Raw genomic sequence first — 11,332 nt, 5'->3', positions numbered from 1 at the left:
TGGCGGTGGGTGGCTTCGGCGCGGGCGTTCATCGCTGGCCCGGCCCGAGTTGGCCGCGCTGGGCAGCCTCGAGCAACCTGTCCCGCAGGTCGCGCGCGTGGCGACGGCTGACCGGGACGTCGCCCGCCTCGGTGTGCGCCAGCAGGCCGCCCGCCGAGTCACTCCGCAGCTCCAGCACCGCCCCGACGGACAGCAGGAACCCGCGGTGCACGCGGCTGAACCCCGTTCCCTCCCAGTACTCCTCCAGCCGGGAGATCGGCATCCGCACCAGGTGGACGCCGGAGCGCGAGTGCAGCCGGACGTAGTCGCCGTGGGCCTCCACGAACAGCACGTCGTCGCGGCGGACGTACCTCGTGCGGCCGCCGGACTCGACCGGGAGCGCCGCCATCGCGTCCGGGGTCGAGCGCGATGACGGCGTCGCCATGCGCGTCACCTTGGCCAAAGCAGCGGAAAGCCGTTCCGCGCGGACCGGCTTGAGCAGGTAGTCGACGGCGCCGATGCCGTACGCCGTCACCGCGTGGCCGTCGTGGGCCGTGACGAACACGATCACCGGCGGCTCGCTCAGCTTCGCCAGCAGCCCGGCCAGCTCGAGCCCGTCGAGGCCCGGCATCGAGATGTCGAGGAACACCGCGTCGAACCTGTCGGCCTGAAGCAGCCTCAACGCCTTCAGCGCGTCGGCCGCGCCCACGACTTCGCCGACTTCGGGTGCTTCGCGCAGCATGCGGCACAACTCGTCCAGGGCCGGCGGCAGATCGTCGACAGCGAGCACGCGGAGCCCGGTCACGGCAGCACCCCCGGCTGGAACCGCGGCACCCGCACGACCACCCGGGTGCCCGCGCCGACCTCGGTTTCGACGGTCAGCCCGTACCAGGCGCCGTAGACGTCGCGCAGTCGTCTGTCCACATTGGCCAGTCCGAGACCGGCGGGGTCGTCCTCGCCTGTGCGCCCCGCCAGGATGTCCGCCGCGCGCTTCGGGTCCATGCCGACCCCGTCGTCCTCGACGAAGATCACGCAGTCGTTCCCTTCCGCCTGGCCGTGCACCTGGACCAGCCCGGTGCCCGACCGGGGCTCGATGCCGTGCCGGATCGCGTTCTCCACCAGCGGCTCCAGCACGAGGTAGGGCACCGCGACGGCGAGGATCTCCGGCGCGACCCGCACCTGGACGCGCAGCCGCTCGCCGAGCACCGCCCGCTGCAGCGCCAGGTACGTCTCGATCGCGCGGAACTCCTCGGCGACCACCGTGTACTCGCCGTGGCGCGCGAGGCTGTAGCGCGTGTAGTCGGCGAAGTCCAGCATCAGGTCGCGGGCGCGGTCGGGGTCCGAGCGCACCAGCGACGCGATGACGGTCAGCGCGTTGTAGACGAAGTGCGGGGACATCTCGGCCCGCAGCGCCCGCAGTTCGGCCTGTGCCGCCTGTTCCGCCGACGCCTCGAGCCGGCCGCGCTCGAGGGCTTGGACGACGAGGTCGGCGGCCTGGCCGGCGACGGCGTCCCGGACGTCGCCGACGACCAGCAGCGCCCCGGCCAGTTCGTCGCGGACGTGCAGCGGCAGCACGAGGACGTCGGGTGCTGAGCCGGGTTCCTCGGTGTGGAGGACGCCGTCGAGCACCGTCGCGACGACCGCGTCCGGCCCCGGCCGCCCCGACCAGAGCAGCGAGCCGGACAGGTCGGTGAGGCCGAGCCCGGGGAAGCCGAAGAGCCGCCGCAGGCTGTGGGCGGCGCGGCGGGCGCGGGTGCCGGACAGGCCGTCGCGCAGGTCGTCGGTGATCCGGCGGGCGGCGGCGAGCACCGGCAGCGGGTCGGCACGGGAGGCCGGACGCAGGTGCACGGTCATCGGGCCTCCCCTCGGCGGCGGTGTCCAGGGGACCAGATCCTACGGCTACGCGGGCCCGTCACGGTCGGCCAGCACCTGGGCGTGGCGGCGGTGACGGCGCCAGGTCCGGTAGTCGTCGAGCGCCGTGCCGCGGCCGCGCAGGAGGGCGTTCGCCGGGTACGGCCGGTCCGGCAGCGAGATCCAGCCGGTCGTCCGGGTCTCCTTGACCGCCACCGGCACCGGCCGGAACGTCGCCGGGTCGAGCGCCTCGCTGTGCCGGACGACCTCGTCGAAGAACCAGCCCGACGTGATCAGTGCCAGCACCCCGCGCGAGGACTTGAGCGCCTCCTTCAGCGGTGGGGCCTCCAGCAACCGGAACGTCTGGTTGATCGCCGGCGCCGTGACGCCGAAGTCGTCGTAGGCGACCTCGCCCGCGTGCAGGGCCATCCGCAGCCGGATCCGGGCCTCGGCGTGGTGGGTCAGGTTGTGCCGGTGCAGCGCCACGGCGAGCGCGTTGGGCAGGTATTCGACGAAGGGCCCCTTGGGGATCTCCGCCGGGGCGAGGACGAAGACGCCGTCCCCGCAGTCCTCTCTCCGGCAGTTCAGCCACGGGAGGCCGGCGTCCTCGAAGGCCCGGAACAGCGCGCGGTACAGCCCCTTGCGCAACGCCAGGCGGTGGGGCGTCGTCCTGCGCTGGTCGCCGTAGCCCTCGACGTCCACGGCGAGGATCGTCCGGTGTTCCGCCGGCCGCTCGTAGTTCATCGCACCCTCCCCGCGATCATGCATGTGCTGATGCATGTGCAGATGAGTGTGACGTGGAACACTCGGGGAAGGGAACCGGCTGTGCGGTGAGCGGTGCCTGGGCCGCGGTGACCGGCAGTGAGCGATCGGCGTTGGTGAAATCGCCTGGTGAGCGGATTGACAAGCATCACCGGGGAAGCTGACGGACAGAACGTGAAAGCGGCGGAGCCGTGCCGGGTCGCGGCACGGCCCCGCCGCCGATCAGGGGGTCAGCAGGACTGCTTGTAGAAGTACTGCGAGTTGGCGTCCATGTCCGCCTTGGTGATCGAGTGCAGCTCGGCGGTCAGGTTCCGCGTCACCGGCCTGCCCTCGATGGCCGCCACGGCCTGCTGGACGCCCTGGGTGCCGATCGAGGCCGGGTCCTGGGCGATCAACGCCTGGTACTGGCCGTTCTTGAGGCCTTCGACCTCGGACGGGCTGGCGTCGAAGCCGATCAGGTTGACCGCGCCGACCTTGCCCGCGTTGCGCAGGCCGGTCGCCGCGCCCTCACCGGTGTTGAGGTTGGTCGCGAAGACGCCGATCAGGTCCGGGGTCGAGGACAGCGCCGCCGTCACCTTGGCCGCGGCCTGCTCGGGCTCGTTCTGGGTGAACTGCACGCCGATCGACTTCAGGCTCGGGGTGTTCTTCAGCTCGTCCTCGAAGCCCTTCACGCGGGCCGCCGTGGTGGACGTGCCGGCGATCGTGTCGAGCACCAGGACCGAGCCGCTCTTGCCGTTCGCGAGCTTGGCCATCGTCTGCGCCGCGAGCTTGCCGCCCGCGGCGTTGTCGGAGGAGACCGACGACGCGGCCACGCTCGTGTCCTTCAGCGAGGTGTCGACCTCGACGATCTTCGTGCCGCGCGCCTTGACCTGCTGGATCGGCGCGAGCATCGCCGTGTCGTCGGTCGGGGCGATGAGCAGCGCCGCCGGCGGGTTCGAGCCGAGGGCGTTGACCAGCTGGGTCTGCAGCGGCGCGTCGAACTTCTGCGGCGCCTGCGTGGTCAGCTCGTAGCCGAGCTTCTTCGCCTCGGCCTCCGCGCCGCACTGCAGCGAGATGTAGAACGGCTCGGCCTGCACGCCCGGGATCAGCGCCAGCTTCTTGCCGCCGACCGGCTGGGCGGCGTCACCCGACCCGGTCTGCCCGACCGTGCCGGACCCGCACGCGGTGAGCAGCGCGGCGGCCGAGGCCAGCGCGCCGACGGCCACGAAAGTCTTGGTGAGCTTCATAAGCACCTCTTTGTACTCGAATCTTATTCTGGTTAGGGCGGCGCTACGGACTGCAGCGCGCCCACCTGCGGTGACCTTCGCGCCGCCCGACGGCTGAATAAGGTTCGCAGGGGGAACTCAGCGGGAGTTGCGGCGGCTGCGGCGCCGCTGGTCGAACCAGACCGCGGCGATCAGGACCCAGCTGACGATGAACATCTGCCAGAAGTCCTGGACGTGGATGATGTTGAAGCCCTTGCGCAGCACCGCGGGGATGAACACCCCGATCACCGTGCCCAGGATCGTGCCGACGCCGCCGAACAGGCTGGTCCCGCCCATCACGACCGCGGCGATGGCGTTGAGGTTGTCGGTGGTGTGCCCGGAGATGGTGGTCGAGTTGTAGTAGGCCAGCGAGAGGAACCCGGCGATCCCGGCCAGGAGACCCGTCAGCGTGTACACCTTCAGCAGGTGGGCGGTGACACCGATGCCCACTCGCCGCGCGCCCTCGGCGTTGGAGCCCACCGCGAAGGTGTAGCGGCCGAACTTCGTGGTCCGCAGCAGCCAGGCCCCGATGACGGTGATCACGATCGCCACGATCACCAGGTTCGGCACCACGCCGAAGGAGGTGCCGTAGCCCAGCGTCTTCGTGAGCTCGGCCGGCACCGTGCGCAGGTCCGAACCGCCGTTGAGCAGGTAGGCGGTGGCGAGGGAGGCCCCCATGGTGCCGAGCGTGACGATCAGCGGCGGGAGCTTGGCCAGCGCGACCAGCGCGCCGTTGATCAGGCCCCAGATCGTGCCGGTGACCACGGCGACGACGAGGCCGACGACGATGACGCCCCAGCCCGCGTCGGACGCGTCGCCACCGGACAGCGCTTCCATCGTCTTGCCGCCGACCATCCCCGAGAGGATCAGCACCGAGCCGACCGAGAGGTCGATGCCCGAGGTGATGATCACGAACGTCATGCCGACGGAAAGGATGAGCAGGACCGAGGACTCGATGAACAGCGTCTGGAAGGTGAACAGCGTCGGGAACGTGTCCGGCGCGATCACGCTGAAGAGCACGACCAAGGCCAGCAGGACCAGCCCGATCCAGAACGTGTTGGCCTCCACCAGGCGTTTGCCCAGCGGCCGCTTGCCGAAACCCGCTTCGGGTGTTTCCTGGATGTCCTGGGTGGGTGCGCTCACGCGGCCTCCTCCTGCACGAGTGCCCCGGTCATCGCGGCGACGAGGTCCTCGAGCTTCGTGTCCGGCCCGGTGAACCGGGCGACGCGCTTGCCGAGCCGCAGCACCTCGACGCGGTCGGCGACCGACAGCACCTCGGGCATGTTGTGGCTGATCAGCACGACGGCGATGCCCTTGTCGCGCACCTTCTTGATGACGTCGAGCACGCGCTCGCGCTGCACGACCCCGAGCGCGGCGGTCGGCTCGTCCATGAACACGACCTTGGACGCCCACACGACGGACCGCGCGACCGCGACGCTCTGCCGCTGCCCGCCGGACAGCGAGCCGATCGGGACGTCGGTGCTCTGCAGCGTCACGCCGAGGCGCTGGAACTCCTCGACGGCCTGGCGCCGCATCTCGGCCTTGTCGATCATGCCGAGCTTGCCGAGGATGCCCTTGCGGTGGATTTCGCGGCCCAGGAACAGGTTCGCCGCCGGATCCAGCTCGGGCGCGACGGCCAGGTCCTGGTAGACGGTCTCGATGCCCAGCCGCCGCGCCGTGGTCGGCGAGTCGAAGTGCGCTTCCTCGCCGTCGAGGAGGATCGTTCCCGACGTCGGCTGTTCCGCGCCCGAGAGGCACTTGACCAAAGTGGACTTGCCGGCGCCGTTGTCGCCGATCAACGCCGTCACTTCGCCCGCGCGGGCCTGGAAAGCAGCTCCGCGCAAGGCTTCGACCGACCCGTAGTGCTTCGTCAGGTCGACCGCTTCCAGGAGGATTTCGCTCATCCGTGCCTCTCCTCCGGTGCCGGTGGCCGGCAGCGGATCACCGTCGACGTGCCCGACAGCTCGGTCTGGCCGGCGTCGAACGGCACGACGTAGGTGTCGCCCTTAGCCAGCGCGTGCTCACCGCCGTGCTCGGTGCGCAGGGTGCCTTCCCCGTCGAGGACGACGAGCACCGCGAACGACGGGTCCAATGACAACGTTGTCGTCTTGTCCGTACGCAGTTGCTCGGCTCGAAAGAACCGCTCCGATCCGCCGGCCAGCAGGTCGACGGTGGACGCGCTGTCGCCCGCGGTGCGCTTGATGATCGTGTCCAGCCGCCCGGCGTCCCAGCCGGAAGTGTCGAGCGCTTCGATGGCGGTGTCGAACCCGATCCCGAGATGGCCCTTCTCCGGCGACGCGAGAAAGTCACGCCACTCGATGGTGAGCGAGAAGTCCGTCGGCTGCTGCAGCTCGACGACGAACACGCCCTCGCCGATCGCGTGCGGCAGCCCGGCCGGGATGTAGACGGTGTCGCCGGCGGTCACCGGGACGCTGTTCAGCGCGCCCAGCATCGACGGCACGTCCTGCTCGCGCGTCCACTCGGACACCGTCGCCTTGGACAGCGTCTCCTTGAAGCCGGGGTAGACGCGCGGGTCGTCGCCGTAGGTGCCGACCACGATCCACGCCTCGGTCTTGCCGAAGTGCGAGTCGAAGTGCTGCTTCGCGAAGGCATCGTCGGGGTGGAAGTGGACGGGCAGCCGCTGGCCCGCGTCGAGCAGCTTGACCAGCAGCCCGGTCGACGTCCCGAGCGCCTCGACGTGCTTCGCGCCGAGCCAGCCGGCCGGGTTCGCGACGACGGCGTCGCGCAGCCAGTCGCCGCCGGGGAGCCGGGTCAGGCCGTTGGTGTCCTGGCCGAACATGGTGCTCACCGAGGCGACCCAGTCCTCCGGGCCGAACTTCTTTTCCGGCGACGCTCCGCGCAGTGCCGCGATGGCGTCGCCGCCGCGGTAGAACTGCGGCGGCTGGTTGGCGGGGAGCCGGATGGGTTCGAGGGTCACGGGGCGACCTCACCGGAGCCGCGGGCGACGAGATGCACAGGCAGGACGACCTTTCTGGGCGGGGACTGATCTCCTTGGACACGGGCGAAGAGCAGCTCGGCCGCGGCGTGGCCGAGCGCGCTCACGTCGTGCGCGACGACGGTGACCGGCGGGTCGAGCAGGTCCGCCAGCTCGAAGTCGTCGAAGCCGACCATCGCCGGGCGCTGCTCGGCGTGGGCCAGCGCGCGCAGCACGTGCACGGCGACCCGGTTGTTGCCGGCGATCACCGCGGTGGCCGCGTCCGGGCCGTGCAGCAGGCGCTTCACGGCGTCGCCGATGTAGTCCTGGGTCGGCGTCCGCATGGAGACCAGGGACTCGTCGTAGGAGATCCCGTTGCGGACGCAGCCTTCGCGGAACCCGCGCAGGCGCTCGGCCGCGGTGAAGATGTCCGGGCTGTCGCCGAGGAACGCGATCCGCCGGTGCCCGTGCTTCGCCAGGTGGGTGACGGCTTCGATGGTGCCGCCGAGGTTGTCGACCAGCACTGTGTCGGCCACGATGTCGCCGGCCGGGCGGTCGATGAACACCACCGGCGTGCCCGCGCGCATCTCCGGCACGAGATAGCCGTGCTGCAGACCGGCCGGGACGACGAGGATGCCGTCCACCCGCCGCGCGCAGAACTCCAGGACGAGCTCGCGCTCGCGGTCGGAGTTCTCCTCGGACGAGCCGGTGAGCACCTGGCGCCCGAACGACGTCGCGATGCGCTCGACCGCGCGGTTCAGCTCGGAGTAGAAGGGGTTGCCGACGTCCTCGACGATCAGCCCGATGGTGCCGGTCGTCGACCCGCGGCGCAGGTTGCGCGCGCCCAGGTTGCGCCGGAACCCCAGCTGCTCGATGGCCGCCATGACCCGCTCGGCGGTGTCCGGGTGCACCGCCGGTTCGTCGTTGACCACGCGCGAGACGGTCTTGATGCTCACGCCGGCCAGCCGGGCCACATCGCTCATGGTGGCCCGCCTGCTCGCGGTGCGCGGTGCGCCGTCGCGGTCCCGGCCGGGAGGAGACAACGTTGTCATAGTGACCGGGATTGAACGCCACCCGCCCGTGGCTTGTCAACGGTCTGCGCGCGGATTGTGCCGATTCGGCTACCGACGTCGTAGGTCAGACGGCTGATCATGCTGTCCCGAAGTGGACAGGTCTTGACGGGACCCTTGACTGTCTGGTGAGCCGCTGCCCAAGGTGGCCCGGTTCGACCGACTGCGCGACAAGGTTGTCATTCCGGTCGCGCTGACGACGTGAGAGGCGATGGCCATGGCGCGATTGCGCTTAAGAGCCGGTTTGACCTTTTTGGCATTGGCGGTAACGGCAGCGGTGGCTCCCGCTGTCCCCGCCGCGGCAGCTCAGAGCACCGATTTCGCGAAGTGGGTCAACCCCTTCGTCGGCACCCGCCCCGGCGGCGCCGACCACGGCACCGGGGGCGGTGCCGGCAACACGTTCCCGGGCGCGGTCGCGCCGTTCGGCATGGTCCAGTGGAGCCCCGACACGGTGAAGTCCCAGCCCGGCGGGTACTTCTACGACGACGACGCCCTGACCGGGTTCAGCCTCACGCACCTTTCGGGCGCGGGCTGTTCGACCTATCAGGACATCCCGTTCATCCCTTATGTCGGTGAAGTGACGACTTCGCCGGCCACCGACCCGTCGCACTACACGTCGAAGTTCTCGCACGCCAACGAACACGCGACCGCGGGCGCCTACGACGTCACCCTCGACAGTGGAGCGAAGGTCGAGCTGGCCGCGACCCAGCGCACCGGCTCCGCGCGGGTGTCCTACCCGGCCGGCGCGTCCTCGACGCTGCTGGTGAACACGTCCGGCTCGGTCAACGGCACCGACGACGCGTCGATCACCATCGGCAAGGACACCATCAGCGGCTGGGCCACGAGCGGCCGGTTCTGCGGCGCGAAGAACAGCTACCGTGTCTACTTCTCGGCCAAGTTCGACACGCCGTTCGAGTCGATCGGCACGTGGAAGAACGGCGCCGTGACGCCGGGCAAGTCCGCCGAAACCGGTGGTGCGAAAGCGAAGGTCGCGCAGCCCAACGGCGTCAACGCCTCCATCGCGCGCCCGGCCAAGGCCAAGACGCAGGACACCACCGTGTCCGGCCCGGGCAGCGGCGGGTACGTCACCTTCGCGAACCTCAACGGCGCGCAGGTGAACGTCCAGGTCGGACTGTCCTTTGTGTCCGTGGACGGCGCGAAGGCCAACCTCAAGGCCGAGAACACGAAGAAGTCCTTCGACACGGTGGCCGCGAGCGCGCGCAAGGCGTGGAACGACCAGCTCGGCAAGATCGCCGTCACCGGCGGTTCGGACGCCGACATGACGACGTTCTACACCTCGCTGTACCACTCGCTGATCCAGCCGAACGTCTTCTCCGATGTGGACGGTCAGTACCCCGGCTTCGACGGGCGGATCCACAAGGCCGACAAGGGCCACGCGATGTACACCAACTTCTCCGGCTGGGACATCTACCGCTCGGAGGTCCCCCTCCTGGCGACGATCGACCCGAAGGAGACCTCGGACATCGTCCGATCGATGATGGCCTACGCCGAGCAGGGCGGGTCGTGGGACCGCTGGACGGTGGCCAACGACTACACCGGCGTCATGAACGGCGACCCGTACCACATCATCGTGTCCAGCGCGTACGCGTTCGGCGCGCGTGACTTCGACGCCCAGAAGGCGTTGCTGCTCATGATCAAGGGCGCCACCCAGCCGACGCAGGGCTACACCGAGCGGCCGGGCCTCGACGACTACCAGAAGCTCGGCTACGTGCCGGGCGCAGGCGCGGACACGCTCGAGTACACCAGCGCCGACTTCTCCATCGCCGAGTTCGCGAAGCGCCTCGGCGACAGCGCGACGTACACGACGTTCATGAAGCGCGCGCAGAACTGGCAGAACCTCTACAACCCGGGCACCGGCCACCTGCAGCCGCGCAACGCGGACGGCTCGTTCGCCGGCACCTACGACCCCGCCAGCTCGCAGGGCTGGGTCGAGGGCAACGGCGCGCAGTACGAGTGGATGGTGCCCTACGACCTCGGCGGCGTCGTGACGGCGTTCGGCGGGAACACGGCGACCCAGTCGCGGCTGGACACCTTCTTCACCCAGCTGAACGCGGGCACGCAGGAGCCGTACGCCTTCATGGGCAACGAGCCGAACTCCAACGCGCCGTACGTGTACTCCTACGCGGGCGCGCCGGCCAAGACCCAGTCGATCGTGCACCGCTCGATGGACGAGCTGTACAACCCGCGTCCCGAAGGCCTGATCGGCAACGACGACCTCGGCCAGATGTCGGCCTGGTACGTCTGGTCGGCACTCGGCGTCTATCCGGAGATCCCGGGCCGCGCCGAGACGCTGCTCGTCACGCCGCGCTTCGAGCACGCCGTGCTCACCACCGGCGCGGGCAAGAAGATCACCATCAACGCGCCGGGCACCGGCGACTACGTGGGCAGCCTGAAGGTCAACGGCGGCGCGGCTTCGAAGGCGTGGCTGCCGGAGGCGCTGATCTCCAGCGGCGGCACGCTCGACTACACCCGCTCCGCCACCGCGACCGCGTGGGGCAGCGCGGCGGCCGACGCACCGCCGTCGTTCCGCGAGCAGGAGAAGCCGAGCCTGTCCTTTGTGGACCCGGCCCGCGCGGTGACGCCCGCGGGGTCGACGTCCCAGGCTTCGGTGGGCGTCCAGGACCTCTCCGGCACCGCCCGGACCTGGACCTACAGCGCGGCGAGCGTCGACGGGATCACGCTGACCCCGGCGTCGGGCAGCATCGCTGTCCCGGCGGGCGGCAAGGCGCACGCCGATCTGACGGTCTCGGTCCCGGCGGGGCTGGCCGACGGTGCGCGTCGCATCCCGGTGACGTTCTCGGCTCCTGGTGTGGCCTCGTCGCAGGCGGTGCTGACCGTGCTCGTGGCCCAGCCGAACAGCTGGCTGGCCACGGTGGACAACGCGGGCATCTCGCCGGACTCCGACTCGTCGGCGGCGAACTTCGACGGCGGCGGCTGGAGCTACTCGGCGAACGCGCTGGCCGCGGCCGGCGCCACTCCGGGCGGCACGGTGACCAGTGACGGCATCAAGTTCACCTGGCCGTCGTTCCCGGCCGGCGACCCGGACAACGTCGTCTCCAACGGCCAGAAGGTGAACGTCACGGGTTCCGGACGGCTGGCGTTCCTCGGTTCGGCGTCCAACGGCAACGCGTCCGGCACACTGACGATCACCTACACCGACGGCAGCACGTCCACCGCGACCATCGGGTTCTCCGACTGGACCCTAGGTGGCGGCGGCGCGCAGCCGGCGTTCGGCAACCGGATCGTGCTGTCCACGCCGTACCGCAACGCCGCGGGCAGCGACCCGCAGCAGATCCGCACGATGGTGTTCGGCACCAACCCGATCACCTTGGACGCGGGCAAGACGGTGGCGAGCGTGACGCTGCCGTCCAACGTCAGCGGCGGCGCGCTCCACGTGTTCGCCATCGGTATCGGCGCATAACCCACGAAGACGACGGCCCCCTCCCACACGGGAGGGGGCCGTTCCCATG

At 70.3% G+C, this 11,332-nt stretch carries 9 protein-coding genes; 1 reads left to right on the top strand and 8 read right to left on the bottom strand.

The annotated features are described in order from the left end of the window. Window positions 1-28: 28 nt before the first annotated feature. The 8 genes from ACZ7PG_RS44810 to ACZ7PG_RS44775 all read right to left on the bottom strand — a co-directional run bounded on the left by ACZ7PG_RS44810 (window position 29) and on the right by ACZ7PG_RS44775 (window position 7,754). Window positions 29-784, bottom strand: a complete 756-nt coding sequence (locus tag ACZ7PG_RS44810) for a LytR/AlgR family response regulator transcription factor (protein WP_470245298.1) — start codon at window positions 782-784, stop codon at window positions 29-31. Then, window positions 781-1,833: a sensor histidine kinase gene (locus ACZ7PG_RS44805; protein ID WP_470245297.1), complete on the bottom strand. Its 1,053-nt coding sequence runs from the start codon at window positions 1,831-1,833 to the stop codon at window positions 781-783. The genes ACZ7PG_RS44810 and ACZ7PG_RS44805 overlap by 4 nt, the downstream gene beginning before the upstream one ends. A gap of 45 nt (window positions 1,834-1,878) precedes the next feature. Continuing rightward, window positions 1,879-2,574, bottom strand: a complete 696-nt coding sequence (locus ACZ7PG_RS44800) for a hypothetical protein (RefSeq protein WP_470245296.1) — start codon at window positions 2,572-2,574, stop codon at window positions 1,879-1,881. A gap of 248 nt (window positions 2,575-2,822) precedes the next feature. Further along, window positions 2,823-3,818, bottom strand: coding sequence for an ABC transporter substrate-binding protein (locus tag ACZ7PG_RS44795; protein WP_470245295.1), 996 nt, complete (start codon window positions 3,816-3,818; stop codon window positions 2,823-2,825). A 117-nt stretch (window positions 3,819-3,935) separates the two neighbouring features. Beyond that, window positions 3,936-4,979, bottom strand: coding sequence for an ABC transporter permease (locus tag ACZ7PG_RS44790; protein WP_470245294.1), 1,044 nt, complete (start codon window positions 4,977-4,979; stop codon window positions 3,936-3,938). Next, a complete protein-coding gene (locus tag ACZ7PG_RS44785; protein WP_470245293.1) occupies window positions 4,976-5,740 on the bottom strand; it encodes an ATP-binding cassette domain-containing protein in 765 nt (254 codons plus the stop codon). The genes ACZ7PG_RS44790 and ACZ7PG_RS44785 overlap by 4 nt, the downstream gene beginning before the upstream one ends. Next, the gene (locus ACZ7PG_RS44780) at window positions 5,737-6,774 is read right to left on the bottom strand and encodes a class I mannose-6-phosphate isomerase (RefSeq protein ID WP_470245292.1); all 1,038 of its coding nucleotides are present in this window, start codon (window positions 6,772-6,774) and stop codon (window positions 5,737-5,739) included. The genes ACZ7PG_RS44785 and ACZ7PG_RS44780 overlap by 4 nt, the downstream gene beginning before the upstream one ends. Beyond that, window positions 6,771-7,754 (bottom strand): LacI family DNA-binding transcriptional regulator, encoded by a 984-nt coding sequence (locus ACZ7PG_RS44775; RefSeq protein ID WP_285484432.1) that lies wholly within the window; start codon window positions 7,752-7,754, stop codon window positions 6,771-6,773. Before ACZ7PG_RS44775 ends, ACZ7PG_RS44780 begins: the two co-directional genes overlap by 4 nt. Before the next feature lie 304 nt (window positions 7,755-8,058). Here ACZ7PG_RS44775 and ACZ7PG_RS44770 point away from each other — a divergent pair, with 304 nt between their 5' ends. Further along, complete coding sequence (locus tag ACZ7PG_RS44770) at window positions 8,059-11,283, top strand: GH92 family glycosyl hydrolase (protein ID WP_470245696.1); 3,225 nt, start codon at window positions 8,059-8,061, stop codon at window positions 11,281-11,283. Window positions 11,284-11,332 lie beyond the last annotated feature (49 nt).

This window comes from Amycolatopsis sp. NPDC114504 (genome assembly GCF_055633595.1).
This window is presented reverse-complemented; position numbering and strand designations above follow the sequence as displayed.

Excerpts from the sequence above, each read along its gene's own strand:
- ACZ7PG_RS44805 (WP_470245297.1), bottom strand. The coding sequence starts at position 1,833 with ATGACCGTGCACCTGCGTCCGGCCTCCCGTGCCGACCCGCTGCCGGTG.
- ACZ7PG_RS44800 (WP_470245296.1), bottom strand. The coding sequence starts at position 2,574 with ATGAACTACGAGCGGCCGGCGGAACACCGGACGATCCTCGCCGTGGAC.
- ACZ7PG_RS44795 (WP_470245295.1), bottom strand. The coding sequence starts at position 3,818 with ATGAAGCTCACCAAGACTTTCGTGGCCGTCGGCGCGCTGGCCTCGGCC.
- ACZ7PG_RS44785 (WP_470245293.1), bottom strand. The coding sequence starts at position 5,740 with ATGAGCGAAATCCTCCTGGAAGCGGTCGACCTGACGAAGCACTACGGG.
- ACZ7PG_RS44775 (WP_285484432.1), bottom strand. The coding sequence starts at position 7,754 with ATGAGCGATGTGGCCCGGCTGGCCGGCGTGAGCATCAAGACCGTCTCG.
- ACZ7PG_RS44770 (WP_470245696.1), top strand. The coding sequence starts at position 8,059 with ATGGCGCGATTGCGCTTAAGAGCCGGTTTGACCTTTTTGGCATTGGCG.